General features: G+C 70.9%; 20 protein-coding genes and 2 pseudogenes. 11 read left to right on the top strand and 11 right to left on the bottom strand.

Annotated elements, in window-relative coordinates; all coding sequences use genetic code 11:
- Positions 1-17: 17 nt before the first annotated feature.
- Positions 18-512, bottom strand: a complete 495-nt coding sequence (locus IF11_RS0117620) for a DUF3145 domain-containing protein (protein ID WP_030352565.1) — start codon at positions 510-512, stop codon at positions 18-20.
- 299 nt (positions 513-811) lie between these two features.
- Between IF11_RS0117620 and IF11_RS0117615 the strand changes: the two genes are divergently transcribed.
- Together IF11_RS0117615 and IF11_RS0117610 are read left to right on the top strand one after the other, a co-directional pair.
- Positions 812-1,783: an SGNH/GDSL hydrolase family protein gene (locus tag IF11_RS0117615; RefSeq protein ID WP_078490743.1), complete on the top strand. Its 972-nt coding sequence runs from the start codon at positions 812-814 to the stop codon at positions 1,781-1,783.
- A gap of 40 nt (positions 1,784-1,823) precedes the next feature.
- Entirely contained in the window at positions 1,824-2,795 is a 972-nt protein-coding gene (locus IF11_RS0117610; protein ID WP_030352563.1) for an aldose epimerase family protein, read from the top strand.
- Positions 2,796-2,853: 58 nt separating this feature from the next.
- Here IF11_RS0117610 and IF11_RS0117605 read toward each other — a convergent pair whose 3' ends face one another.
- Positions 2,854-5,355: a glycoside hydrolase family 3 protein gene (locus tag IF11_RS0117605; RefSeq protein ID WP_030352562.1), complete on the bottom strand. Its 2,502-nt coding sequence runs from the start codon at positions 5,353-5,355 to the stop codon at positions 2,854-2,856.
- 316 nt (positions 5,356-5,671) lie between these two features.
- Between IF11_RS0117605 and IF11_RS0117600 the strand changes: the two genes are divergently transcribed.
- Complete coding sequence (locus IF11_RS0117600) at positions 5,672-6,967, top strand: pyroglutamyl-peptidase I (protein WP_030352561.1); 1,296 nt, start codon at positions 5,672-5,674, stop codon at positions 6,965-6,967.
- A gap of 78 nt (positions 6,968-7,045) precedes the next feature.
- On the opposite strand, the gene IF11_RS0117595 is transcribed toward IF11_RS0117600, so the two are convergent.
- Positions 7,046-7,867, bottom strand: coding sequence for an EI24 domain-containing protein (locus tag IF11_RS0117595; protein ID WP_051746018.1), 822 nt, complete (start codon positions 7,865-7,867; stop codon positions 7,046-7,048).
- A gap of 180 nt (positions 7,868-8,047) precedes the next feature.
- Between IF11_RS0117595 and IF11_RS0117590 the strand changes: the two genes are divergently transcribed.
- Complete coding sequence (locus tag IF11_RS0117590) at positions 8,048-10,621, top strand: M14 family zinc carboxypeptidase (RefSeq protein WP_030352559.1); 2,574 nt, start codon at positions 8,048-8,050, stop codon at positions 10,619-10,621.
- A gap of 66 nt (positions 10,622-10,687) precedes the next feature.
- Here IF11_RS0117590 and IF11_RS0117585 read toward each other — a convergent pair whose 3' ends face one another.
- The 3 genes from IF11_RS0117585 to IF11_RS0117575 all read right to left on the bottom strand — a co-directional run bounded on the left by IF11_RS0117585 (position 10,688) and on the right by IF11_RS0117575 (position 13,455).
- Positions 10,688-11,671, bottom strand: a complete 984-nt coding sequence (locus IF11_RS0117585; RefSeq protein ID WP_030352558.1) for an RICIN domain-containing protein — start codon at positions 11,669-11,671, stop codon at positions 10,688-10,690.
- A 261-nt stretch (positions 11,672-11,932) separates the two neighbouring features.
- Positions 11,933-12,361, bottom strand: a complete 429-nt coding sequence (locus IF11_RS0117580) for an organic hydroperoxide resistance protein (protein ID WP_030352557.1) — start codon at positions 12,359-12,361, stop codon at positions 11,933-11,935.
- Between the two features lie 65 nt (positions 12,362-12,426).
- On the bottom strand, positions 12,427-13,455 hold the full coding sequence (locus tag IF11_RS0117575; protein ID WP_030352556.1) for an NADP-dependent oxidoreductase: 1,029 nt from the start codon (positions 13,453-13,455) through the stop codon (positions 12,427-12,429).
- A 139-nt stretch (positions 13,456-13,594) separates the two neighbouring features.
- On the opposite strand from IF11_RS0117575, the gene IF11_RS0117570 reads away from it, so the two are divergent.
- A complete protein-coding gene (locus tag IF11_RS0117570) occupies positions 13,595-14,029 on the top strand; it encodes a MarR family winged helix-turn-helix transcriptional regulator (protein WP_030352555.1) in 435 nt (144 codons plus the stop codon).
- A gap of 60 nt (positions 14,030-14,089) precedes the next feature.
- Here IF11_RS0117570 and IF11_RS38965 read toward each other — a convergent pair whose 3' ends face one another.
- Positions 14,090-14,938, bottom strand: coding sequence for an SCO2400 family protein (locus IF11_RS38965; RefSeq protein WP_030352554.1), 849 nt, complete (start codon positions 14,936-14,938; stop codon positions 14,090-14,092).
- A gap of 152 nt (positions 14,939-15,090) precedes the next feature.
- Between IF11_RS38965 and IF11_RS0117560 the strand changes: the two genes are divergently transcribed.
- The 3 genes from IF11_RS0117560 (at position 15,091) to IF11_RS0117550 (ending at position 18,548) form a co-directional block, all read left to right on the top strand.
- The gene (locus IF11_RS0117560) at positions 15,091-15,651 is read left to right on the top strand and encodes a hypothetical protein (protein WP_030352553.1); all 561 of its coding nucleotides are present in this window, start codon (positions 15,091-15,093) and stop codon (positions 15,649-15,651) included.
- A 184-nt stretch (positions 15,652-15,835) separates the two neighbouring features.
- Positions 15,836-16,879 (top strand): rod shape-determining protein, encoded by a 1,044-nt coding sequence (locus tag IF11_RS0117555; RefSeq protein WP_030352552.1) that lies wholly within the window; start codon positions 15,836-15,838, stop codon positions 16,877-16,879.
- A gap of 37 nt (positions 16,880-16,916) precedes the next feature.
- A complete protein-coding gene (locus IF11_RS0117550; RefSeq protein WP_078490742.1) occupies positions 16,917-18,548 on the top strand; it encodes a GAF domain-containing protein in 1,632 nt (543 codons plus the stop codon).
- 32 nt (positions 18,549-18,580) lie between these two features.
- Here the strand turns inward: IF11_RS0117550 and IF11_RS0117545 are convergent, their stop codons facing one another.
- Positions 18,581-19,405: an ATP-grasp domain-containing protein gene (locus tag IF11_RS0117545; RefSeq protein ID WP_030352550.1), complete on the bottom strand. Its 825-nt coding sequence runs from the start codon at positions 19,403-19,405 to the stop codon at positions 18,581-18,583.
- Between the two features lie 192 nt (positions 19,406-19,597).
- Here IF11_RS0117545 and IF11_RS0117540 point away from each other — a divergent pair, with 192 nt between their 5' ends.
- Entirely contained in the window at positions 19,598-20,824 is a 1,227-nt protein-coding gene (locus IF11_RS0117540) for a macro domain-containing protein (RefSeq protein WP_106979194.1), read from the top strand.
- Between the two features lie 195 nt (positions 20,825-21,019).
- Here IF11_RS0117540 and IF11_RS0117535 read toward each other — a convergent pair whose 3' ends face one another.
- From IF11_RS0117535 to IF11_RS42120, 3 genes and pseudogenes are all read right to left on the bottom strand, one after another.
- Positions 21,020-21,844 carry an SAM-dependent methyltransferase gene (locus IF11_RS0117535; RefSeq protein ID WP_030352548.1) on the bottom strand — a complete coding sequence of 275 codons (825 nt, stop codon included), beginning with the start codon at positions 21,842-21,844 and terminating at the stop codon, positions 21,020-21,022.
- Between the two features lie 97 nt (positions 21,845-21,941).
- Entirely contained in the window at positions 21,942-22,877 is a 936-nt protein-coding gene (locus IF11_RS0117530) for a nitroreductase/quinone reductase family protein (RefSeq protein ID WP_030352547.1), read from the bottom strand.
- 452 nt (positions 22,878-23,329) lie between these two features.
- A pseudogene (locus tag IF11_RS42120) lies at positions 23,330-23,488 on the bottom strand (FAD binding domain-containing protein); the annotation flags it as partial.
- 759 nt (positions 23,489-24,247) lie between these two features.
- On the opposite strand from IF11_RS42120, the pseudogene IF11_RS42115 reads away from it, so the two are divergent.
- Both IF11_RS42115 and IF11_RS0117515 read left to right on the top strand, forming a co-directional pair.
- Positions 24,248-24,749: pseudogene (locus IF11_RS42115) on the top strand (IS5 family transposase); the annotation flags it as partial.
- 17 nt (positions 24,750-24,766) lie between these two features.
- Entirely contained in the window at positions 24,767-25,405 is a 639-nt protein-coding gene (locus tag IF11_RS0117515) for an HNH endonuclease (protein ID WP_240627740.1), read from the top strand.
- The last annotated feature ends 49 nt before the right edge of the window (positions 25,406-25,454 follow it).

Here is a 25,454-nt window from a genome sequence, read left to right as displayed (position 1 = left end):
GGGAGGGCCCCGCCCGCTCACACGACTTGGTGCAACCAGCGGACGGGGGCGCCCTCGCCCGCGTACCGGAACGGCTCCAGCTCGTCGTCCCACGGCTTGCCGAGCAGCTTGGCGACCTCCGCCTCCAGCTGGGTCTCGCCCTGCTGGGAGCGCGCGAGCGCGGCGCGCAGCCGGTCCTCGGGGACCAGGATGTCGCCGTGCATTCCGGTGACGGCGTGGAAGATGCCCAGATCGGGCGTGGCGCTGTAGCGCTCGCCCTCGGCGGTGGCGCAAGGTTCCGCCGTGACCTCGAAGCGGAGCATCTGCCAGCCGCGCAGGGCGGAGGCGAGTTTGGAGGCGGTGCCCGCCCGGCCCTTCCAGGAGACCTCGGCTCTCCAGGTGCCCGGCGACGCCGGCTGCCGGATCCAGTCGAGCTGGACCCGCAGACCGAGCACTCCGGCCACCGCCCATTCGATGTGCGGGCACATCGCGCGTGGTGCGGAGTGGATGTACAGAACTCCACGTGTCGTCACCGGGACCTCCAGTGTGGGACGAGGTTCGCCTTTCCCAGCGGCCTCAGTAAACAGCATCGGGAGTGAAACTCCGCAAAAGGGACAGCATGTGACGTGATGTAATTTACCGGAGCCAAGAGAACGGACGCCTCTGGTTCGACGTGGGAAAAACTACCGTGCGGCGGGGTGCCCGCGGTGACGTACGGTCGGTCCCGGGGCCGATATGCGCGAAGCTTTCACTCGGCAGGACGCCACCGGATGCCTGAAGACGCCAGACTGATCAAGAGGATGCAAAGAGGACGCCAAGGGGAGGGACCCTGATGCGGAAGAGCCTTCGGAGCCGGAGCGGGAGCGGCGGTCGGAGCGGGGATCGCCGCCCGGCCGGGAAGGGGCGCCGTGGGCGGCGCTCACGCGCCGGGACGGCCGCCGCGACCGCCGCGGTACTGACCGTGACCGGCCTGCTGGCGGGCTGTGGTGTCTTCGGCGGATCCTCGTCCGACACGGAGGTAAAGCGCACCGGCCCCTCCGCGCGCCCGCCCCTGTGGAACCGCGCCCCGGGCTCGGTGGCGGCGGTCGGTGACTCGATCACCCGTGGCTTCGACGCGTGTGTGGTGCTCGCGGACTGCCCTGAGGTGTCCTGGTCGACGGGTACGGACAGCAAGGTACGCAGCCTGGCCCTGCGGCTGCTCGGCGCTCCGGCGGCGAAGGAGCGCAGCTGGAACCACGCCGCGACCGGCGCCAAGATGTCCGACCTGCCCGGCCAGCTCGCACAGGCCGCGCAGAACAAGCCCGAGCTGGTCACGATCATGGTGGGCGCCAATGACGCCTGCCAGGACACCGCGGAGCAGATGACACCGGTCGCCGACTTCCGCACGTCGTTCGAGGCGTCGATGCGCCAGTTGCGCGCCGGTGCGCCCAAGGCGCAGGTGTATGTGTCGAGCGTGCCGGATCTGAAGCGGCTCTGGTCGACCGGCCGGGGCAATCCGCTGGGCCGGCAGATCTGGAAGCTGGGGATCTGCGCCACGATGCTCGGGGACTCGCAGGACATGAGCAAGCAGGCGCAGGACCGGCGGAACATGGTGTACGAGCGGGTCGTGTCGTACAACAACGTGCTGAAGGACGTGTGCGCGAAGGACCTGCGCTGCCGGTACGACGGCGGTGCGGTCTTCGACTTCCGGTTCACCGGCGAGCAGCTGAGCCACTGGGACTGGTTCCATCCCAGCAAGGACGGGCAGAGCATGCTGGCGGAGATCGCGTACCGCAATGTCACGGCCGTGAAGCCGCCCACGTAGCCCGGCGCTCCCCGGCGTAGGGTTCTCGATCGTGACTGTCATGAACACGGAGCGCGTCGGTGCGACCGGTGAGGGTACGCCCGTCCACCGCTGGACCCTCGAACGGGCCGGTACCCGACTGCGTCTGCTGACGTACGGCGGCATCGTGCAGTCGGTCGAGATACCCGACCGGAACGGCACCGTCGCCAATGTGGCGCTCGGCTTCCCGGATCTGCCGGGCTATCTGGGCGCCGGCGGGCCGTACTTCGGGGCGCTGGTGGGCCGGTACGCGAACCGCATCGGGGGCGCGGCCTTCACGCTCGACGGCCGTACCTATCGGCTCGCGCCCAACGACGGGCCGAACAGTCTGCACGGCGGTGAGCGGGGCTTCGACCGGCGCGTGTGGGACGCGGAGCCGGCCGGGGACCACGGGGTACGGCTGTCGCGGATCAGCCCCGACGGCGAGGAGGGCTTCCCCGGTCGGCTGGACATCTCGGCGACATACACGCTGGACGCGGACGGAGCCCTGCGGATCGACTACCGCGCGGTGACGGACGCTCCGACGCATGTGAACCCGACGAATCACACCTACTGGAATCTGGGCGGCGCGGGCAGCGGTCCCGCGACCGGCCACGAACTGCGCATCGCGGCGGGGCACATCACGCCGGTGGGCGACACCGCCGTACCGACCGGGGAGCTGACACCGGTCGAGGGCACCCGCTTCGACTTCCGCGCGCCGCGCCCGGTGGGCTCCGGCTACGACCACAACTTCGTCCTGGACGGCACGGGCCCGGCGGCCGAGCTGTACGACCCGGTGTCCGGCCGGGTGCTGACCGTGACCACCACGGAGCCGGGGATGCAGCTCTACACCGGCGACCACTTCGACGGAGAGCCGTACGGTCCCGGGGACGGGATCGCCCTGGAGACCCAGCACTTCCCGGACTCCCCGAACCGGCCCGCGTTCCCGAGCACGGTGCTGCGGCCGGGTGAGGTGTTCACCTCGGCCACGACGTTCGGCTTCAGCGTCCGGTAGAAGCGATACGGGTACGGCCCCGAGGCGGTGTCAGTCCGCCCCGGGGCCCTGCGTATCGCTACGCCCGCGCGTCCACCAGGGAGGTCAGCCGGCGGTCGGCGACGGACCGGCCCGCCTGGACCTCGTACGTACCGGGGACGAACGACCAGGAGCCCGACTCCTCGTCCCAGATCTCGAAGGCCCTGCGGCGCAGCGGGATCCGCACCTCGACCGTCTCGCCCGGTCCGGCCTCGACCGACGCGAAGCCGGCCAGCCAGCGGGCCGGGCGCTCCACGGTGTCGTCCACCGGGGCCAGATAGATCTGGACGACCTCGCGGCCCTCGCGGATACCGGTGTTGCGCAGCCGTACCCGCGCGTCGTCCGTGGTGGCGGCGATCGTCTCGTACTCCCAGCCGGTGTATCCGAGGCCGTGGCCGAACGGGTACGCGGGGGCCACGCCCGACCGCTCCCAGGCCCGGTAGCCGATGAACAGGCCCTCGCTGTAGTGGAGTTCGCCGTCGGCCGGGGTGGTCACCGAGACCGGTACGTCGGCCAGCGCGACCGGCCAGGTGGTGGGCAGCCGGCCGCCCGGCTCCGCCGCGCCGAGCAGCACATCGGCGAGCGCGGCGCCGCCCTCCTGGCCGGGGAACCAACTGAGCAGTACCGCCGCCACGTCCTCGCGCCACGGCAGTTCGACCGGGGAGCCGGTGTTGACGACCACGACGGTGTTCGGGTTGACGGCGGCGACGGCGCGTACGAGATCGTCCTGGCGGCCGGGGAGTGTGAGGTTCACGCGGTCGAAGCCCTCGGACTCGACGCGTTCGGTGGTGGCGACCACCACGACGGCGGTGCCCGCGGTACGGGCCGCCTCGACGGCCTCCGCGATCAGTTCGTCGGGGTCGTGCCGCGGGCCGAGGTGGAGCAGCGAGAGCGCGACGGCCTTGATCGGGGCGTCCGGGATCTTGTGGACGGTGTGCAGCAGCGAGACCGTGACCCGCTCGCCCTCGGCCAGTTGGGCGCGGGCGCGCTCCACCGGGCGGCCGAAGAACGCCTCGAACGGGTCGGAGGCGGCGCCCAGTTCCTCCGTACCGTCGAAGAGGATCTCGCCACCGACGGTGAGGACGAAGCCGCCGAGACCGCGCGTGCCGAAGGTGTGCTCGCCGCTCTCGCGCGGGGTGAAGGTGCCGGTCAGCTCGACGGTGTGCAGTTCCTCGTGGGTGACGCCGTCGGGCAGGTCGCTGCCGGCCCACTGCACCCGGCCGCCCGGGACGGTGGAGGTCCCGAGGAGCCGTCCGTCTGCCGCGCGGCAGACGGCGGTCAGCTCGAAGCCGGTGTCCGCGTCGGTGAGTTCCTCGTTGGGGTCGGCGCCGATGGAGTAGGTCAGGGAGCCGTCGGGAAGGGCGGCGGTGAGGCCGTCGAGCGGGGAGACCACATGGTCGGGGAAGACCACCGCGGAGCCGCCGCCGAGGATCCGGGCGTCGCGGGCCGGGGCGCCGCTGAGCGCGACCGTGCCGGTCCTGGCCGGATCGATCGGAAGGGCGGGGTGGCCGGCGGCCTCGTCTCCGGCTCCCTCGCCGTGCGCGCGGGGTTCGTTGCGTACGAGGACGAAGGAGCGGCGCGCGATCTCGCGGGCGAGGGCGTCGCCGTCGATCGGCGCGGGAAGGCCGGTGACGGCCGCGGGGGCGCCGTCGAGGATGCCGACCCGGGCGGCGAGCAGCAGCACCCTCCGTACGGCGTCGTCCACCGCGGACTCCGTCACCTCACCGGCGCGGACGGCGGCGGCGAGCGCCTCGCCGTAGACCGTGCGCGGTCCGGGCATCGCGACATCGAGGCCGCCGAGCAGGGCGCCGACGGTGGAGCGCGCGGCCAGCCAGTCGGAGACGACAGCGCCGTCGAAACCCCACTCGCCGCGCAGGACCTCGTTCTGGAGATAGTGGTGCTCGGTCATTGTCGAGCCGTTGACCTGGTTGTACGCGGCCATGATGCCCCAGGGGTGGGCGTTGGCGACGATGGCTTCGAACGGGGCGAGATACAGCTCGCGCAGTGGGCGCGGGGCGACGATGTTGTCGACGGTGAACCGGTCGGTCTCGGCGTCGTTCGCGACGAAGTGCTTGACCGTCGTGCCGACTCCGCCGTCCTGGACGCCCCGCACATATCCGGTGCCGATCTCGCCGGTGAGGTACGGGTCCTCGCTGTACGCCTCGAAGTGGCGGCCCCCGAGCGGTGAGCGGTGCAGATTCACGGTCGGCGCCAGCAGTACGTGCACGCCCTTGCGGCGGGCCTCCTGCGCGAGCAGTCCGCCCGCCCGGCGGGCCAGTTCCGGATCCCAGGAGGCGGCGAGCGCGGTCGGCGACGGCAGGGCTATGGACGGGTCGTCCGCCGTCCAGCGCACCCCGCGGACCCCGATCGGACCGTCGGACATCACCAGGGACGCCAGCCCGATCTCCGGGAGTGGGGGCAGGGACCACATGTCCTGACCGGCCAGCAGTCTCGCTTTGGCGTCCAGATCCAGCGTGCCGAGCGCCGCCTCGACAGCCGCCTCGCGTGCGTGACCGGTCCGGGTGCCGGATGCGTCTGCCACGGCCGTACCTCCTCGTCGAAGTCTCTCCGTCTCTCCGCCGGATGGTCGCACAGCGATCCTGGCTGGGTGGGGTGGCCCCACCACATAACGAGGAGCTGGCCCATGCCGACGCCCTGCTGAGCGGCGCGGCGGAAAAGCATGCCAAGGGCAGGAACGCCGCGTGACCGATCCCGTCGTGGGCACACTGGTGCTCGACTGCGAGGGGCTGTCCAAACTGAGCGTCCCGCTGGTAGGCCGGGGCCCATGGTCATCCGCCCGTCCGGCGGCGATACTTCCGCCACCCGACGGAAGGACTCCCGTGAGACTCATGAGGCCCATGAGCCGCATACGCGTACGCCCCGAGCTGCTCGGGCTCGTACTGCTCACCACCACCGCGCTCACCCTCACCACACCGCCCCCGCTCGCCGCCGCGCAGCCCCTCGCCGCTCAGCCGGCCGCCCGGTCCGCCACCGCCACCGCCGCGTTCACTGTCGAGGAACAGCGGCTGGACCGGGCCGTGCCCCAGGAGATTCTGCGGCGCAGCGGTTTCGACGCGGTGGCGCCGGACTTCGTACGGTCACTGCGCGGCGCGGACTCGTACGCCGAGGCCGAGCGGGCCGTCGTACGGAGTGGCGCGCGGCTGTGGCAGCGGGCGGTGGACCGGGCGCAGGGGCGCGGGCCCGCGCGCGGCGATCTGAGCCGGGACGACGACCGGCCGCTGTACTGGGCGCGGCTCGCGCTCACCCGTGAACTGCGCCAGTGGCAGCCGGAGTTCGGCCTCTCCGAGAGCGCGCGGACGGCGCTGCTCGGGAAGCTGGAGCGCTCCTCGCGCGGCCAGGACTCCATGGACTTCCCGGCACGCGGCGCCGCCAAGGGCGTCAAGCGGATCGTGCTGACGGGCTTCGACCCGTTCACCCTGGACCGCGACATCCGGATCAGCAATCCGTCCGGGGCCACGGCGCTGGCGCTGGACGGCACGGTGATCAGGACCGCCGACGGGCCCGCCCGTATCGAGGCCGCCGTCTTCCCCGTCCGCTGGGGGGACTTCGCCGACGGCACCGTCGAACAGGCCCTGCGCGGACCGCTGTCGCGGGCCGATCTCTTCACCACGGTCAGCCAGGGCCGGGTCGGCAGGATCGATGTCGAGCGCTTCAACGGCGCCTGGCGGGGCGGGTTCGGGGACAACGAGAACGTCTCGGAGACCGGGCTCGTGCCGGTGACCGATCCGGCCTCGCAGCCGCAGTGGACGACGACCAGCCTGCCGTACCGCTCGATCGTGGCGGCCGGCACCGGCCGCTTCCCGGTGTACGACAACACGTCGGTGACCGAGATCCCGGCGGGCGGGACCGCGCCGGTGGTACGACCGGACGGTCCGACGCCCGGTTCGGCGGCCCGCGCCGGGGGCGGCGGGGACTATCTGTCCAATGAGATCGCGTACCGCGCGACGCTGCTGCGCGACCGGCTGGGGCTGGATATTCCGGGCGGCCATGTGCACACGCCGGTGCTCCAGTTCGGGGCGGGGAACACCGACCCGGCGACGGGGACCGTGACGGACCCGGAGTTCGTGCAGAACCGGCTGGACATCATCGCGCAGCTGCGGACGATCATCACGGTGGCCGCCGAAGCCTCCTGAGGCACCTGAGAGGCAGAACGAACAGCGCCGTCCGGTCCGGAGCCCTACCGGATCGGACGGCGCTTCGGTGAGGTGCCGCTACTTGTCCATGGAGAGCGGTACGCCCGGCCTCCGCGCGCCCTGTCCGCCGGCCGCGGCATCGTCGTCCGACGACGCGTCCTCCGGCGGGGCCGTCAGCTCGCGCACCATCAGGGTCGCCCCCGCCACCGCGCCCGGCATCAGGAAGACCGCCACGAGCGGAACGAGGAAGGCGAGCGTGAGCGGGACGCCGAAGCCGAGGGCGAGCATCCGGCGCCCCCTGAGCAGCCGCAGGCGCTCCTTCAGCGCGACGCCACGGCGCTGGAGCGCCACCGCCGTCAGCTCCTCCGCCAGGAAGAAGCCGGAGACACAGAAGCCGAGCACGGGAATGACCGTCTGCCCGACGACCGGAACGAATCCGAGCGCGAAGAGCAGCACGCCGTACAGCGTCACTCGTACCAGGATCCGCAGACTGTCCCGGGCGGAGATCCACAGCTCGCGCCAGAGCGGGAACTCCGACCGCGGGACCTCGCCGCCCTCCGCGCGGTCGACCTCCTCCGAGAGCGATTCGTAGAAGGGCTGGCCGACCAGCAGCGTCACGGCGGTGAAGGTGATCACCGCGAGGAACAGCCCGAGGGCGAAGACCAGCACGGTCAGCGAGCCCCGGAAGAGACCGAGCCAGGGCGAGGACCAGTCGTCCGCGAAGGGGGTGGCCCAGGCCGTCAGATTGTCGGCGCCGTAGGCGAGGCCGACGAGCGCCCCCGCATACAGGACCAGAGTGACCAAACCGGGCAGCAGTCCGAACCCGAACCACCGGCCGTGGCCCGCGACCCAGCGCTGGCCTTTCATCAAGTAGCCGAAGCCGGCGCCGAGATCATGCATGGGCGCAGCCTACCGGCTGTATATGGACCCCCCTTGATGTTCGCGTGAGTAACCGGTAGACCCTCCGTACCGATCAACGTCGATCGCCGCCGATCATTCTTGATCGCTCTGATGTGATCGCCTCTGCGGTGATCGCCTCTGACTCTGCCGTCACTTCCGAAGACCCGGAGGAACAGACGTATGGGGATACCCAGACCCGTTCTGCTCACCACCGCTGTCGGCGCCGTCGCCGGCGCCCTGCTGCTGGCCCCGCTCCCCGCGACCGCCGCCCCCGCCCGGGACGCGCAGCGCCCGCACCCCGTCAGGGAGAGCGGCGGCCCCGGCACCATGGCCGCCGCCTCCGCCGCCGCGCTCCAGAAGACCGCCGGCACCGTCGGTACGCCCGCGCCTCCCGCGCTGCGCAAGGACGGCGGCTACCCCCGGCGTACGGTCCTCGACGCGCCGCCCGAGAACCCCGCCGACAAGGCGATCAAGCTGGGCCTCGCCCCATACCACTCGCTCGCTCCCCGGCTCAACGCCCTCCAGAAGCTGAGCGATCGCGTCAGCGTGGAGGTGGCGGGCCGGTCCGCGGCCGGCCATGAGCTGTATCTCGTCACCGTCACCGCTCCCGAGAGCTCCCACGAGTCCCGCGAGCAGGAGCGGATGCGCGCGCTGATCGAGGACTCCCCGGCGGCGGCCGCCAAGGACCGCCGGATCAAGTCCTCCTACAAGACCCCGGTCTTCATCAACAACAACATCCACGGCAATGAGTGGGAGGGCACCGACGCCGCCCTGAAGCTCATCGAGGAGCTGGCGAAGGCGAAGGACGGCAGAACGGCCGGGCTGCTCGCCAAGAACCGGATCTATCTCAATGTGACCGCCAACCCGGACGGCCGGATCGCCGGGACCCGCGCCAACGGCAACGGCTTCGATCTCAACCGGGACTTCATCACCGCCTCGCAGCCAGAATCACAGGCCATCAGGCAGATCGCGGTCGACAAGCAGCCCGCCGTCATGCTCGATCTGCACGGCTATGTCAACGGCACACTGATCGAGCCGACAACACCGCCGCACGGCGAGAACTATGAGTACGACCTCTTCCTGAAGAACAGCTACGCCAACGCCCTCGGCATGGAGAAGGCGGTGAACGATCTCGGCTACACCCCCGCGAAGGACGGGGTCCAGCCGCCCGTCATCCCCTTCCGCGACCAGCAGGAGGGCTGGGACGACTGGCCGCCGATCTTCACCCCGCAGTACATGGCGTTCCAGGGCGCGGTGGCCTCGCACACCGTCGAGTTCCCGATGCGCGTCAACAACAACGACTACAACAACCTGCCGGTGGAGGAGTTGCGCCGGCGCTCCGCGATCAACACCGATATCGCGGGCGCGGTGATGCGCGCGACCCTCGACTACACGCTCGACCACCGCACATCCGTGATCGCCGACCAGATCGAGACGTTCCGGCGGGGCGTGGCGGGCGAGGCGCAGCGGCCGGTGTCCGAGGAGACCGTACCGGGCGTGCCGGGCATCGGACCGGAGGATGTGTACACCACGTCCTTCCCCCGCGCGTATGTGATCCCGGCCGGTGACGGTCAGCGCTCGGCGACCGCGGCGGCCCGGCTGGTGGACCATCTGGTCGCCAATGACGTACGGGTGGAGCGCGCCCGCGCCGGCTTCCGGCTGGCGGGACGTTCGTATCCGGCAGGCTCGTACGTCGTCGACATGCACCAGGCCAAGCGCGGTGTCGCCAATGTGATCCTCGACGAGGGCCGTGACATCAGCGCGGACGTCTCCACGATGTACGACATATCGGGGTGGAGCCTCGGGCTGCTGTGGGGCGCGAGCGTCGACAAGGTCCAGAAGGTCAGTGGCGGGCTGCACATCCCGGCGCGTCCGGTCCAGGCCGCGTCCCCGACCGGGGCGGTGACGGGTCAGGGCGATCTGCGGCTGCGCCTGGACGACCCCAAGGAGCTGGCCGCGCTCAACTCCCTGCTCACGCAGGGGGTGAAGGTACGGCGGGCGGCGGACGGTTCGGCGATCGTGCCGGCCTCGGCCGGTCGTCAGGCGGCCGTCCTCGCGGACCGTTACGGCGTCGCGTTCACCGCCACCAAGGAGAAGGGCTCCGGCGCTCTGGCCCGTACACGGGTCGCGGCGGCGGTGACGCCCGGCGAGCAGTTCGCCCTGCGGGAGATGGGCTTCGAGGTGCTGCCGGTGTCGACCGCGACGCTGAACGCGGGCTTCGACTGGTCGAAGGCGGATGTCCTGTACGTCTCCTCCGGTCTCCAGTACGGCGCTCTCAACCCGGCCGCGCGCTCGGCCCTGGACGGCTTCCTGTCCGGTGGAGCGGGCGTGGTCACGCTCGGTTCGACGGGGGCGGCCTTCAACACCGCCGCGGGTCTGCTCGCCGCCAAGCCGGTCGCGGGCAACGGCGACGCGAACGGTGTGGTGCGGGTGACCAACGCGGGCGGCCCGATCACGGGTGGCGCCCCGGCGCACACCTTCGTCTACTCGCCGCTGTGGTTCACCGACCTCGCTCCCGGGGTGCGGGTCGAGCAGTCGTACGGCACCGGCAGCCCGCTGGTGTCCGGCCACTGGCGCGCGAAGGAGGACGGTACGGGCGGCCCCTCGGACGCGGCGGGCCGGGCCTCGGTCGTCAGCGGGACATCCGCGAAGGGCGGGTCCGTGGTGCTGTTCGGTACGGAGCCGCTGTTCCGTGACCACCCGAAGGGGCTCTTCTCGCAGGTCGGCCGGGCCCTGCTGGGGGCATCCGGCTGAGCCGTCGCGGCGTGATGCCGTCAGGGGCCGTTCCCGCGTGGTGCGGGGACGGCCCCTGCGCCGTGGTCAGACCGGGTTCAGCCGCCACTGCTGGCAGGTGGTGCCCAGCCAGGGCCACTGCCGTACGTCCGCCCCGTCCGCCGTCGAGCAGCCGGCGACATCCGCGACCTTGCCGCTGCGGGCGCCGACGAGCCGTACCCAGCCGCCCTGGTCGGTGACGACGAACCGGAATGCCTGGCAGACGGTGCCGAGCCGGGACCACTGGCGCAGATCGGCCCCGTCCGCGACGGAACAGGCCGCCGTATCCAGCGCCTTCCCGCTGGCGGCGTTGACCAGCCGGCTGGTGTCATCGCCGAGATCCTCGACGCGCCAGCGCTGACGGGCACCGCCATGACAGGCCCACTGGAGGACATTCGCGCCATCGGCGCGCGAACCGCCTTCCACTTCAAGGCACTTACCGCTGCGCCGGTTCACGAGTGTGTACGCCGTGGGGGTGGCCGCGCGCTCGCCGGCAGCCCCTGCGAGTGGGGCGCCCAGCAGAGAGAGGCGGCCGTTCGGCGTCGGTGGAGCGATGTCCGGCGGCCGGCCGTCGTCGAGTTGATCCCGGTAGGTGTACGGGCCCATGGGGTCGGCGCCGGCACTCTCCAGCACGTGCACGCGCCGGGTGGGGTGGTAGTCCTCGATGCCCTGGCCCGCGACGTAGTACAGATACCAGTGGCCGTCCCGGAAGTGGATCCGGGGCGCCTCCATGTAGCAGCAGCGCGAGGAGGCGGAGTCCGTCCAGACCCGCACACGCGGCGCGGTAGAAAGCCCGGCCGGCGTACGCGACTTGCGCATGGTCAGCTCCGACGACCAGGACGTCGTGACCTGGTAGTAGTCGCCGCCGTAGTACTGGATCCAGGGATCGGCGCCGGTCCGGGGCATGACGGGGCCGGCGTACGGACGGCTCTCGGCGGCCCCCGCGGGCGGGGGGAAGAACGCGGTGAAGGCGGCGAAGACGGCGAGCGACAGGGCCAGGAGGAGCGTGGTTCTGCGAGAGGTGCGGCTCACGCGGATTCTCCTTACGGCGTGCGAGGGGGGTGGGGCGCGCGAGAGGTGGAGCCGTTCGTTATGCCGAACTGCGGTCACGACCTCGAACGGGAAGCTAGAGTCGAAGCGCTTCCGCGTCAACGGTCTGAAACGGACACGGCGCGGACACGGCGCGGACACGGCGCGGACACGACTGAGGGCCGCACCCCGGGTCAGGGGTACGGCCCTCAGCGGACAGGCAGCCCGTCGAACAATCCGTCAGGCAGTCGGACAGGCAGTCCGTCAGGCGACGGAGAGCTCGACCTTGATGTTGCCTCGCGTGGCGTTGGAGTACGGGCACACCTGGTGCGCCTTCTCCAGCAGATCCTTGGCGGTCGCCTCGTCCACATTCGGGATGGAGGCCACCAGCTCGACCTCAAGACCGAAACCGCCGGTCTCAAGCTTGCCGAAGCCGACCTTGGCCGTCACGGTCGAGCCGGAGATGTCGGCCTTCTCCTGACGGGCGACCACACCGAGCGCGCCCTGGAAACAGGCGCTGTACCCGGCCGCGAACAGCTGCTCCGGGTTGGTGCCGGCGCCGCTGCCACCCATCGACTTGGGCGGGTTGACGATGACGTCGAGCTGACCGTCGTCACTGGAGACGCGGCCGTCACGGCCGTTCTCCGCGGTGGCGACGGCGGTGTAGAGGACATCGATCTTCTGGATGGTCATGCGGTGCGTTCCTCCTGTTGTACGCCGCGACTCGCGCCCACGGACCGCGGCGGCCTGGGACGAGCCTAGTGCGTCTCGCTGTTGAGCGTGACGATCATCTTTCCGGTGTTCTCTCCGCGGAGTACGCCGAGGAAGGCGTCGAAGCCGTTCTCGATGCCCTCGACCGAGGTCTCGCGGTACTTCAGCTCACCGGAGGCGAGCCAGCCGGCGACATCCTTGACGAACTGCGGCCGCAGACCGAAGTGGTCGGTGACGATCATGCCCTGGAGGCGCAGCCGCTTCCCGATGGCCAGGGCCAGGTTGCGCGGGCCGGGCGTCGGGTCGGTGGCGTTGTACTGCGCGATCGCGCCGCAGAGCGTGACGCGGCCATAGGTGTTGAGCGCGGAGAGCGCGGCTTCGAGGTGGTCGCCGCCGACGTTGTCGAAGTAGACGTCGATGCCGTCGGGCGCCGCCGCCTTGAGCTGGTCCCTGACGGGGCCCTTCTTGTAGTTGAAGGCCGCGTCGAAGCCGTACTCCTCGGTGAGGAGCTTGACCTTCTCGTCGGAGCCGGCCGAGCCGATCACCCGCGAGGCGCCCTTGATCCTGGCCAGTTGGCCGACCTGGCTGCCGACGGCTCCGGCCGCGCCGGAGACGAAGACGGCGTCGCCCTCCTTGAACGAGGCGGTCTCGAACAGGCCGGCGTAGGCGGTGAGACCGGTCGCGCCCAGCACACCGAGGTACGCGGAGAGCGGGGCGAGCGAGGCGTCGACCTTGGTGCCGTGCTCGGCCGGGAATTCGGCGTACTCCCGCCAGCCGAGCCCGTGCACGACATGGTCGCCGACGGCGAACCCCTCGGCGCGCGAGGCGATGACCTCGCCGACCGCGGCGCCGTCCATCGGCTTGTCCAGCTGGTACGGGGGTACGTACGACTTCACGTCGTTCATCCGGCCCCGCATGTACGGGTCGACCGAGAAGTGGAGATTGCGGACCAGGATCCGGCCCTCGCCCGGCTCGGTCACGGGGACGTCGCGCAGGGCGACATCGCCCGACTCGGGCCAGCCGTGGGGGCGGGCGACGAGAAACCAGGCGCGGCCGGACTCGGGAAGTGCGGTCATGGTGCGGAGCCTCCTCAGACAGTTCTGCGACGGTGAGCCATGGGTACCAGGTCAGGGAACCCGAGAAAAGCTTCACCACCTGAAACAACAATGCTCCTGAATATTTCATGTTGTCAAGTAACGGAGTATCCTGGTGTCCATGGCCACTCCACGAAGAGACCCGCTCACCCTTGAGGTCGTCGAACTCATCGGCACTGTCGTGGCCCGCTACTACGAGGAGTACGAGCAGGCCGCGGCCCGGCACTCCCTCACCGGCGCGCAGGCGCGCGTCCTGGGGCTGCTGTCCCTGGAGCCCCTGCCCATGCGCGGGATCGCGCGGAAGCTGAAGTGCGAACCGTCCAATGTCACCGGCATCGTGGACCGGCTCGAAGCGCGCGGCCTGGTGGAGCGCCGGCCCGATCCGGCCGACCGCCGGGTGAAGCTCGCCGCACCCACGGAGGAGGGAAGAGCGACCGCGACCCGGCTGCGCGACTCGCTGGACTTCGCGCGCGAGCCGCTTGCCGCGCTGTCCGACGAGGAGCGCGAGGTGCTGCGCGATCTGCTCAAGCGGATGCTGGGCGAGACCGTGCTCTGAGACAGGAGCGCGCCCTGAGGCGGAAGCGTGCTCCGGGGCGGGAGCGCGCCCCGGAAGCCGTCAGACGCAGATGAAGATCCACCAGGTGCAGGTCTCGGACGGCGTGGGAGAAGGCGCGGGCGGCGGTGGCGGTGGCGGGGCCGCCGAGGTCGGGCCGCCCGACGTGGGTGCGTCCGTCGGCTCGGCGGGCCCGGTCGTACCGGACTCGGGATCGTCGGCGCCGGGCGATTCCGGCCCGTCCGTGGCCGTCTCCCCGGTCCCGGGCGTGGCGGAGGACGACGGCGACTCCCCGGTCTTCTCCGACGCGCTCGGACCGCCGCTGCCGTCCGGGCTCACCTCCCCGCCCGTACCGGTTCCCGAGCCCGGTTCCGGGGTCGCGGACACACCGGGATCGTCGGGGACGGCGGGGCGCTCGGTGTCCTGCGGGCCGCCGTCGAACTCGACGGTCGCCTCCTCCTTCACGGAGGTGGCGTTGTCGTTGCCGGACGACTCCCTGGCCAGCTCGGCCAGGCTCAGCACGCCGGCCGCGAGGATCACCCCGAGCGTACCGATCAGGAACCTGCGGCCCCGCCTGCTGCGTGCCCGGCGCGGTCCGGTGCGGCGCGGAGCCTTGTCCCGCGCGCCCTCGCTCCGCCCGGCTCTACGGGAAGAGCCCTTGCGGCGCGAGGAGTTACGGCGCGGCGCGGTGTCGTCCGGGCGGTCGTGACTGACGAGCCCATAGTCACTCACGGGCGCGGCATCGTACTCTCCGTGACCTTCGTTTTCCCTGTCGTCCCCGCCCGGGAAGCGGCTGTGGTGCGACCCGGGGTGGACAGATTGATGCTGCCGCAGCTCCTCGGCGGGGGTCCCGCATCCTGCGCAGATCAGTGCGCCGTTGAGGTGCCGACGACACTGTGGGCAGTAGTCCATGGCGCCCCGCAGATTATGCGGCGGCGGTACGACTGGCATGGCGAGGTTGTGAGGATCCTGTGTGAAGTGGCGAGTACATGGCATGTCTGCCCACGTCTGCTCGTGTCTGCCCGGTTGGGGAATGCCCCGCGGAGACGGGGGAGGATGGCGGTATGACGTCCACCGGGCCGTTCGGGCCGCTCGACTTCCAGCTCGTCCTGCTGCGCCGGATGGCCGATCACCAGCCGGACCTGGTCGACGAGGCCCGTCGCGAGCTGGGCGTGTCCCTGGCCGGCATGCGGGAGGCCAACCGCCGCTGGCAGGCGATGGTGCGCTCGCCCCGGACACGCGGCTCGCTCGCCCGCTACCGCTCCGTACTCGGGGAGCCGGAGCGAACCTCCCGGCGCGTGATCGGCGATCTGGAGTGCGACGCCCTGCTGTGGCCCGTTCCGCTCTGGCCCGATCTGCGCTTCGAGGTGATGGTGGCGCCCGGCGGGGCCGTATGGAACGAATGGCTGGTCCGCGCCCCGGGGTCGGCGGGCCCCGAGCTGCGTACGGCCGGTGATCTGCGCCCGTGGTGCTGCACGGTGGACGAGGTCGCGCGGGCCTTCCCGCCCGCCCGGCCGATGGAGGGCACCGCCCCGACCAGGATGCGGCTGGCCTTCACCCCGCCCGACGGAGGCGCCCGCGTCGCGGAATTCACCTGGGGACTGCTGCAACGCTGGTCCGATTGACCGTCGACCGTACGATCCGACCGCTGCCCGTCACGCAGACGCCCGTCCTGCCTCCTGGCACGCCGTCAAATCCGAACGCCCGTCTGGCGTACCCCAGCGCGCGGGGCGTGCTCCGGCGCCGCACTATGCGAACAGGGCCGGCGGCCGCCGGTGAACCACCTCAGCGCTCTCGGGAGAACCTGCCGTGACCGTCAGTCTTGAGCAGTTGCGACGTTGCCATATCGCCGTCGACCTGGGGGCCGCCCGGACCCGGGTCTTTGTGAAGGGGGCCGGGCTCGTCGTCGATGAGCCGAGCGCGGCCGCCGTCAACACCCGTACCGGCGCGCTCATCGCCGTCGGCGCCCTCGCCGAGCAGATGACCGGCCGGACCCCCGACTACATCCGTGTCGTCCGCCCCATCACCGGCGGCACCGTCATCGACATCGAGATGGCGCAGCGCATGCTGCGTCATCTGCTGGGCGACAAACTCCGCCGTCAGCTGCGGCGCAAGCCCTGGCTGCGCGCCGCCGCCTCCACCCCGCACGACAGCGATCCGCTCGCCCAGCGCGCCGCCGTCGAGACCCTGGTCGGGCTCGGCGCGCGCCGGGTGGAGCTGGTGGACACGCTGATCGCCGCCGCCGTCGGCTGCGGACTGCCCGTGGAGCAGCCCACCGCCACCATGATCATGGTGTGCGGCGCGGCGACCACGCAGGTCGCGGTGTTGTCGCTCGGCTCGATCGTCACGGCCGTACGGATCCCGGTCGGCGGCAACGCCATCGACCACGCGGTGATCCAGCACCTGCGCCACCAGCATGAGCTGATGCTGCCCAGCCAGTCCGTACGCCCGCTGCAGCTGGCGCTCAGCAACAACGGGCTCACCGAGGGCGGCCCCTCCAAGACCGAGATCCACGGCCGGGACGTGGCGACCGGAGTGGCCCGTTCGGTGATGGTGGACACCGCCGCCGTACGGGAGGCCATCTACACCCCGCTGACCGCCGTCCTCGACGGCATCGGCAAGGTGCTGCGCGAATGCCCGCCCGATCTGGTGGCCGATCTCGGGGACCGGGGGATCATGATGGTCGGCGGCAGCGCGCTGCTGCCGGGGCTCGACCAGATGCTGCGTGACGCGACGGGCATGCCGGTCGCCATCGCGGAGCGTCCCGACATCTGCGCCGTGCTCGGGCTCGGGGCGATGCTGGAGGGCAAGATCCAGCCGATGGTCCTGAACCCGCTGGCCGACGCCCACTGAGAGCGCGGCGGGACCGGTACGGCGGTACGACGGGGCGATGAGCGAAGAGGGCGACGACGACGGCGAGGGCCACGGTGACCGTGCGATCCGTGGCAGGGGTGAGAGCCGTGGAGACCGTGACGACGACGCGACGACGCCCCGGCTGCCCACGCTGCTCGAAGCGGTGCTCGGTATCGGCACCGACCTCGAACTGCGCGCCACGCTCCAGCACATCGTCGACACCGCCGCCGAACTCATCGGCGCGCGCTACGGCGCGCTCGGTGTCCTCGACCCCGAGCGCGGGGGACTCACGGAGCTGTTCACGGCGGGGATGAGCGATGCCGACCGGCAGCGGACCGGACGGCTCCCCGATGGACACACCGGCCTTCTCGGGCTCCTCATCGAGGACCCGAAGCCGCTGCGGCTGGACGATCTGACGGCCGACCCCCGGTCCGCCGGGGTGCCGCCCGGCCACCCCGAGATGCACTCCTTCCTCGGCGTACCGCTCCAGCTGGACACGACGGTCCTCGGCAATCTCTATCTGACGGAGAAGCGGACCGGTTCCTTCACCGAGCAGGACCAGAGCCTGCTGCGCGTTCTGGCCTCCCAGGCGGCGCTCGCGATCGGCAACGCCCGGCTGTACGGGACTGCCCGGCAGCGCGAGCGCTGGATCGAGGGGGCGGCGGCCGTCACCACCGCGCTGCTGACCGGCGAGAACGCCTCCGACGCGCTGATGACGGTGGCCGAGTCGGCCCGGGTGCTCGCCGACGCGTACGCGGGCGTGGTGCTCCAGCCGACCGAGGAGGGCGGGATGGAGATCGTCGCCGCGTCCACGGTCGGTGACCCCGCCGGCATCGTCGGCACCACCATCGAGCCCGGCTCCCCCGTACTCGTTCAACTCCTCGGCGGAGAGCCGGTGTTCATCGAGGACTCGTCGACCGATCCCCGGATGACCACGCATGTACGGGTGCGCTTCGGGCCGAGCATGATGCTGCCGCTCCAGAGCGGCGGCAAGCTGATCGGCACCCTCGCGCTGCCGCGCCGGCGCGGTGGCCGCCCGTACCGCGCGGTGGACCGGCTGCTGGCCACCCAGTTCGCCTCGCAGGCCGCGCTCGCGCTGGTGCTCGCGGACTCGCAGCACGACCGGGAGCAGCTGGCCGTCTTCGAGGACCGCGACCGGATCGCCCGCGATCTGCACGATCTGGTCGTCCAGCGGCTCTTCGCGACCGAAATGATGCTGGAGTCGACCCGGCGTCGTGCGGACTCGGCCGGTCTGGACGAGCTGCTCGGCCGGGCCGTGGACGAGCTGGACTCCACGATCCAGGAGGTCAGGACCACGATCTTCACGCTCCAGCAGCCGCCGGCCGACGGCCCGACGAGCGTGCGCGGGATGGTGCTGCGCGAGACCGGCGGCGCGGCGGTGGTGCTGGGTTTCCGGCCGTCCGTGCGCTTCACCGGACCGGTGGACACGCTCGTGGGCGAGCCGGAGGGCCGCGGTCTGCTGGCCGAACTGCGCGGCGCGCTCGCCGCCGCGCACCGGCGCGAGGGGGTGACGGCGATCGGGGTGGAGGTCGACGCCATGGCGCGTCTCGCCGACGGACGGACCGGGGTACGGCTGGTCGTCACGGACGACGGGCTGCGCGAGGACGGCGGCCGGGGGACGACCATGACCTGGGAAGCACCCCGCTGAGCCCCTCTCTCATGACTCGCCGCGGTGGTGTCTCAGCGCAGCAGCTCCCGCAGCGAGGCCGTCAGCCGCGTGGCGAACGCCTCGCGGGTCGCGTCGGCCACCGACTCCAGGGACAGATACGGATTGAGGTCCTCCAGCTCGACGAGCAGCAGTTCCCCGTCCGGGGCGCGGCAGGCGTCCACGCGCTGGATCCCGTGCTCCAGCGCGTTCCACTCGATGAACCGCCGCGCGAACGCCAGCTCCGCGGGCCCGGCCTCGTACGGCGCGAGCTCCCACCGCCGCTCGGGGTCGGGCGCGTACAGGGCGTACTGGAAGTCGCGGTCGATGAAGTAGAACGAGACCTCGTAGCGGAACGGTATCCGCGGCTGCACCAGAACCCCGTCGAAGGAGACGTCCGAGAGCCGGCCCGCGTCGATGAACTCCATGCCGATCGAGTCCGCGCCCGCCTTCGGCTTGACGACATACGTGTCGGCGCGCGGCAGCCGGCCGAGGTCCTCGGCGCGGTCCACGGTCGGGATGACCGGATACCCGGCCGCGCTCAGCTCCACCAGATACTGCTTGCCCGCCATGTCGGCCCGTCCGGTCAGCGGGTTGTAGACCCGGACCCCGGCCGCCCGCGCCCGGTCGCGGAAGGAGTCGTACTCCTCCTGGTAGTGCAGTACGGGCCCGCTGTTGCGCACCATGACCGCGTCGAAGGACCCCATCAGGCGCCCGGCGTCGAGAGGATGGCTCAGCGCCACGGCGAAGTCCCGCCGCAGCCGGGACGACAGCTGTATGTCCTCGTCGCAGTATCTGCGTCCTCTGGCCTCGTAGGCGAGGTCGGTGACATAGAGGACGCGGGGCGTGGTGGCGGGCACGGGGCTCCCTGGCTGGTCGGATCCGGGTCGGATGCCGGTCGGTATCGGTCCGGGGCCGCCCATACACCTGTGCGGTGCCCGCGAGGGGGGCATCATACGAGTGTCCCGTGCGCGCCGTCCCCGGAGCGCCCACGGGCTCTTCGCCGGTGTGCCGCTTGTGGGCACGGGCCGCCCGGTGCGATCGTTGCGGCCATGCCGCTCATGCCTGTCCCGGACCATGCCTCAATCCTTGAGGAGATAAAGACAGTTCGGCGCGGCGGGATCGTACGGCTGCGCAGGCTGGAGGTGCCGTCGCTGGCCCGGATCGCCTTCGCGCTCGCCCCCGCCGACGCCCGGCCGGCCGCGGTCCCCGCCCAGTCGCAGTCGCAGTCGGTCGAGTGGCTGCTGCGGCTGGCGGTGTCACGGCTCGGCGGCGGCACCCTCCAGGAGGCCGCCGAATACACCCTGGGTCTGACACCGGGCACCCGTGACTGGCCGGGCGCCGACCGCAGACGGCGCGCGGCCGAGCTGTACGGGGTGAGCATCGAGCGCTTCCGCAAGGAACAGGAGGCGGTGGTGCTCGACCAGGTCGCCGAGCAGGTGGGCAGACTGGCGCGGGCGGCGCTCGCCGAGCGGCACCCGGCGGCCGGACGGGATGCGGCGGCGGGCGACGCGGCCCACGACGATCCGGCCGATCCGGCCGTGAGCGCCCGTACCCACCGGCTCCTCACCGTCCCGGCACACGGCAGGACCGTGCCGGTCACGCTCCATGTCCATCCGGTGGATCTGCTGCGTGACGTGGATGTGGTGGTGTCCCCGGTCAACACGTATCTGGCGCTGCCCGAGGCGTACAAGTCCTCCGTGGCGGCCTCCCTGCGCCGGGCCGGCGCGCTGCGCGGGCTGACGGGCGAAGTGCTCGGCGACCCGATCCACGACGAACTGCGCGACTGGGCCACCGCCCGGGGCACCTCGGGCCGCCCGGTGCTGCCCGGCACGGTGGCCGTCACCGGCTCCGGCGCCCTCGCCGGCCAGGGCGTACGCCGCGTCTACCACGCGGCCGTCGCCGTGCCCCGGGCCGGGACCAACGACTACGACGTCCTGCCCGCCGACGTCACCCGCGCGGTGGCCCACGCCCTGGAACTGCTCGCGGAGGAGCACGAGCGGTTCGATCCCCCGCTGCGTTCGGTGTGCTTCCCGCTGCTCGGCTCCGGCCGTGGCGGGCTGCCGTACGAGGAGAGCGTCCGCGCGGTGTGGGCGGCGATCGACGCGGAGCTGGCGCGCGGCGCGGGCTGGGACATCCATCTGATCGTACGAGGGCTGGCCCCGGCCGGTCTCGTGGTCCGCATGCTGACGGAGTACGCGGGCGGAAGCGTGGACGGACGCGTGGACGGACGGGCCGATGACATGAGCGGCGGGGAGCGAAGCCACCCGCTGCCGTGATCCGCCCCGTTCGCGCCCTGTTGGTGCCCAGCCCGTCTGGTGGACTGGACACCAAGGCCGCTCAGAGACGCCTCGGCGTGCGGCGGACGGATGGCACGGGGGTGCGAGAGGAGTCCGCCGCGAGCCCGCCGGGGGAACACCGCGGGCCCTCTGAGCGGCCCGTTCCCCGCCCCCGGCAGACCTGCTTACACACCCCTACGGCTTGCGGCCCACGCCGCCGTACGCGTCGACCGCGGGCTCGGTGCCGTTCGCGCCGTCCGGTTCCGGGCGCCACCGCGTGACCTGGGCGATCCCGGGCTCCACCAGTTCCAGCCCCTCGAAGAAGCCCGCGATCTCCTCGACGGGGCGCACGTAGTACGGGACGGCCCCGCTGGCGTTGTACGCGTCCGACGCCGCGATCATGCCCTCGCTGGTGGCGGTGCTGTCGCTGATCACCAGATAACTGCCGGACGGCAGGCCCGCCATGAGACGGGACACCAGCGAACGGGCCAGGTCGTAGTCGGCGACATGGCCGAGCGTGTTGAGAATCATCAGCGCGACCGGCCGGGAGAGGTCCAGCGTTCCGGCGGCGGCTTTGAGGATCGACTCGGGATCGAACAGATCCGCGTCGAGATAGTCGGTGCGGCCCTCGGGTGTGCTGGTGAGCAGGGCACGGGCATGGGCCAGCACCAGGGGATCGTTGTCGACATAGACGATCCGCGCGTCCGGGGCCACGCGCTGGGCGACCTCATGCGTGTTGTCGGCGGTCGGCAGACCGGTGCCGATGTCCAGGAACTGACGGATCCCCCGCTCCACCGCCAGCTCCCGGACCGCCCGCCCCAGGAAGTGGCGGCTCGTCAGGGCCACATCGACGAGGCCGGGGAAGATCTCCTTGATCTGGTCCCCGACCTCCCGGTCGACCTCGTAATTGTCTTTGCCACCGACGAAATAGTTCCAGAACCGGGCGGAGTGCGGTGTCCGGGTGTCGATCCGCGCCCGGATCGCGTCGGCGGACTCAAGACCATGGTCACGATCGGACACGGAAGCGCCTCCTTGGGGCAGTGGGAACTCACACGGCGAGCTGAGCCTCCAACCTAAAGGAGCGAACGTACGAGGGGAACGCTTCCCCGAGCACCCGTCAGCTCGCCGCGCCCCCGGCCGGTTCGGGCTCCGGCGGCCCCGGCGGCCACCGGATCTCGCTCAGGGCGGGGAGGAGCGACTCCTCCTCGTAGTCGAGATGCGCCACCAGCTCCGCCGACAGCCGGGCCAGCTCGGCGCGGAAGCGTTCGGGGTCGGCGGTGGTGAGGTCGGCGAGCAGCGCGAGCAGGGCGTCCTTGACGCGCGCGAGCGTACGGTGCTCCTCACCGAGCCAGTCGAGGGCGTCGCGCAGGTGTGGGTGACGGTCCGCCAGCGCCGGGAAGGTGTAGGCGTCCTCGCTGGTGTGGTGGAACGTCAGAAACTGGCAGAAGGCCAGACAGTGCTGCCTGAGCTGAAGACCGATCTCCGGCGCCGGTGGTTCACCGGAGCCGCCGTGGGCCGCTCGCGCGGCGAAGTGGGCGTCGGTCTCGGCTTGTATGTGGCGCAGCTGCGCGCGCAGCCAGCCATGGATCTGCACCAGCTTGTCGGCGAAACCGCGGATCTCGCCCGGCCCCTCCGCCGCCTCGGCCCCCGAGGGTTCGAGCACCACGACGGGCAGGACCCTGGTGGTTCCGGACTGGTAGTCGGCGTATCCGGGCGCCACGCTCACGACCCGCTCGAACAGCCGCTCGCGCCGTGCCCCCTCGGCGGGGACGGCGATCAGTTCGAGCGTCTCGGTGCCGATCTCCACCCGTACCCGGGGATGGGCGAGCAGATTGTGATACCAGGCGGGATGACGCGGCGCGCCCCCCGCGGATCCGACGATCAGCAGCAGCTCACCGTCGCGGACGTAACCGAGCGGAACGGTGTGCTCCGCCCCGGACTTGGCGCCGGTGGTGGTGAGCAGGAGGAGGTCGCCGCCCTCGAAGGGGCCGCCGACCTGCCCTCCGTTGGCCCGGAACTCGTCGATGATCGCCTGGTTGAAGGATGCGGGCATACGGTGTCGTCTCTCCAGAGAAGTGTGAGGTCCCGCGGTGAACGCGGGTGAACGCGGGTGAACGCGGGTGAACGCGGTGATGGTGGATGACCGTGATGTGCGCGCACTACGGCGCACGGCGCGCGGTGACCGCACGCGGACCCTCGTCCGGAGAAGAACATCGATGTCGTACGACGGTGCCCGGCACCGCGGAGAACAAGGGACGACGCGCGGGGGCGCTGCGTCGGATGCGTCAGGCGCGGAGTGCTGAGTTTGAACTCATGGCATCGTCCCTCGGTGAAGGTGCCTCCATGACCATCGGCCCGCCCACTGCTCTTCGGCCGGTGCCACGCGACACGCGGACCATTACAGTCACCGGGCCCGGCATCTGTCAACGCGGAACCCGAGGGCCCGCGACACCTCTCCGGCCCGGGTCTCTGCCGGGCTCACTTCGTACCTCCTACGATGCGCGGCTCATGGGACTGCCGGTCGCGCACCTTCAGGTAGCCCGACCGCAGCGGGCGCGGAAGCACGGGAATCTCCACGGCCGTGATCAACTCGCCCTGCCGGAAAGCCTGTTCACGATCCGGGGTCTCTCCTGGCCGCAGCAGGAAGTCGACCAAGGGGAGACTTCACTCCCCACGCGGCAGGTCCGGGTCCCCTGAGCCTCGCTCAGGCGGCTCCGGGGAGAGGGCCGTCGACGGCGATCCGGGGCGGGTGCGGGCAAGCGCCTGGATCACCTGTGGGCACGCCGCCCCCGCGGGCCGCGACACGCCGAGGACCGGGAGCCTCCTGTTCGGGAAGCCCCTCGGTCCTCGTTCGGTCCCGACTAGGACACGCGGGCCACTCCTGGGCCACTTGATCTTGGTCTTCGGGTGAAATGGGAGCGGCCACGGTTTACGTGGTGGCCCCCATGGTTACGTTCACGCAGGTCAGATCGTTTCTCCGACTATTCGTCCCGGTGGGGCGGGTGGGACTCGAACCCACGGCCGACGGATTATGAGTCCTTTTAGGATCTTGGCGGCCCTTGCTCTTCTACGCTGATTCTAGACGTTTTTCCAGCTCAGAGTATGTGTCGTGTGCTGATGCTCTAGAACCCTTGTCAGTCTGTTCCTGTCCTTGCGTCCCCAACGCGTCCCCAACGAGTCCCCACGGGGACCACGCTGAGCGCCCTGGGGACGATCGCGGCAGTTCGGAGCAGGAAGTCGAACTCCCCCGCAACGGATTATCCTTCCAACGCGTAAAGGCTCCGCCCCTGAACCGAGGCGGAGCCTTTGTGGCCGTTCATGCAGGCCAGACGTCTTCCGTCACTCTATCCGGCCGGTCCCCTCTTGGAACTCCTAACAAAGTGGCCCTGGAATGTGGGTAGTTGGGGTGTTGTTGACTGGCACATGAGGAAGGGTCAACAGCCGCCGTGGATCGTGCCGGATGAGCTGTGGGCACGGATCGAGCCGCTGCTGCCGGTGGTACCGCGTCGGCCGGATCATCCGGGCCGCAAGCGTCTGGATGACCGGAAGGTGCTGTCGGGCATCTTGTTCGTGCTCCACACCGGGATTCCGTGGCACAGTTCCTGCCCCAGGAACTGTGCTTCGGCTCGGGGATGACCTGCTGGTGGCGCCTGCGTGACTGGAACGACGCGGGTGTCTGGCAGCGTCTGCACGAGTCGCTGTTGGCCGAGCTGCACGCAGCCGGCGCGCTGGACTGGTCCAGGGCGGTGATCGACGGCTCCCACGTGCGGGCCATGAAGGGCGGCCCAAAACCGGACCGAGCCCGGTCGACCGTGCCCGGACAGGCTCGAAGCACCATCTGATCACCGAAGCGCACGGCATTCCGCCGGCGGTGTCACTGACCGGCGGCAACCGCAACGACGCCACCCCAATGGGACCATCCGTCTGCGTGTCCCTCGTTCGGTGGTAGCTGCCAAGCGGGCCCAGTACATGAAGCGCGGCAAACCCGCGCGTCGGCCCGAACTGCTGAACCATGACGACCACATCATCGTCAGCACCTACGGGCCGGAGTACCGCGGCACCGTCCAGTACTACCTGATGGCCGGCGACGTCTTCCGACTCGCCCGGCTGCAATGGGTCATGTCGACCTCGATGCTGATGACGCTCGCCAATAAGCACCGCTCGTCGGTGTCGAAGATGGCCCGCAAGTACGCGGCCACCATCGAGACACCGCACGGGCCACGCAAGTGCTTCGAGGCCCGTGTCGAACGCACCGGCAGGAAGCCGCTGGTCGGACGGTTCGGAGGAATCCCGCTGAGACAGAACAAGAAGACGGTCGTCACCGACCGTCGGCTGGCCCCGGTCAGCACCAAACGCAAAGAGCTGGTCACCCGGCTCCTTGCCGGGCGGTGCGAGTCATGCGGACGCGTCGACGAGGTGGAAGTCCACCACGTCGCCAAGCTCGCGGACCTCGGGCGATTGGGAAACCGGCCGCCGTGGGCAGATCTCATGGCCGCACGACGTCCCAAGGCCCTCGTGGTCTGCGGGAGTTGTCACGCGGACATCCACGGCAGGAGTCCTGTCCCAGCACTCACGGAGTAGTCACTGGAGAGCGATGTGCGGGGAAAGCTCGCATGCGTCGTTCGGGCTG

Source organism: Streptomyces scopuliridis RB72, from assembly GCF_000718095.1.
In the GTDB taxonomy this organism is placed as follows: Bacteria; Actinomycetota; Actinomycetes; order Streptomycetales; family Streptomycetaceae; genus Streptomyces; species Streptomyces scopuliridis.
Note: the sequence above shows the minus strand (reverse complement) of the source record. Positions and strands in the feature narration are given on the sequence as shown.

Excerpts from the sequence above, each read along its gene's own strand:
- IF11_RS0117615 (WP_078490743.1), top strand. The coding sequence starts at position 812 with ATGCGGAAGAGCCTTCGGAGCCGGAGCGGGAGCGGCGGTCGGAGCGGG.
- IF11_RS0117610 (WP_030352563.1), top strand. The coding sequence starts at position 1,824 with ATGAACACGGAGCGCGTCGGTGCGACCGGTGAGGGTACGCCCGTCCAC.
- IF11_RS0117600 (WP_030352561.1), top strand. The coding sequence starts at position 5,672 with ATGAGCCGCATACGCGTACGCCCCGAGCTGCTCGGGCTCGTACTGCTC.
- IF11_RS0117595 (WP_051746018.1), bottom strand. The coding sequence starts at position 7,867 with ATGCATGATCTCGGCGCCGGCTTCGGCTACTTGATGAAAGGCCAGCGC.
- IF11_RS0117590 (WP_030352559.1), top strand. The coding sequence starts at position 8,048 with ATGGGGATACCCAGACCCGTTCTGCTCACCACCGCTGTCGGCGCCGTC.
- IF11_RS0117580 (WP_030352557.1), bottom strand. The coding sequence starts at position 12,361 with ATGACCATCCAGAAGATCGATGTCCTCTACACCGCCGTCGCCACCGCG.
- IF11_RS0117575 (WP_030352556.1), bottom strand. The coding sequence starts at position 13,455 with ATGACCGCACTTCCCGAGTCCGGCCGCGCCTGGTTTCTCGTCGCCCGC.
- IF11_RS0117570 (WP_030352555.1), top strand. The coding sequence starts at position 13,595 with ATGGCCACTCCACGAAGAGACCCGCTCACCCTTGAGGTCGTCGAACTC.
- IF11_RS38965 (WP_030352554.1), bottom strand. The coding sequence starts at position 14,938 with ATGGACTACTGCCCACAGTGTCGTCGGCACCTCAACGGCGCACTGATC.
- IF11_RS0117560 (WP_030352553.1), top strand. The coding sequence starts at position 15,091 with ATGACGTCCACCGGGCCGTTCGGGCCGCTCGACTTCCAGCTCGTCCTG.
- IF11_RS0117550 (WP_078490742.1), top strand. The coding sequence starts at position 16,917 with ATGAGCGAAGAGGGCGACGACGACGGCGAGGGCCACGGTGACCGTGCG.
- IF11_RS0117540 (WP_106979194.1), top strand. The coding sequence starts at position 19,598 with ATGCCGCTCATGCCTGTCCCGGACCATGCCTCAATCCTTGAGGAGATA.
- IF11_RS0117530 (WP_030352547.1), bottom strand. The coding sequence starts at position 22,877 with ATGCCCGCATCCTTCAACCAGGCGATCATCGACGAGTTCCGGGCCAAC.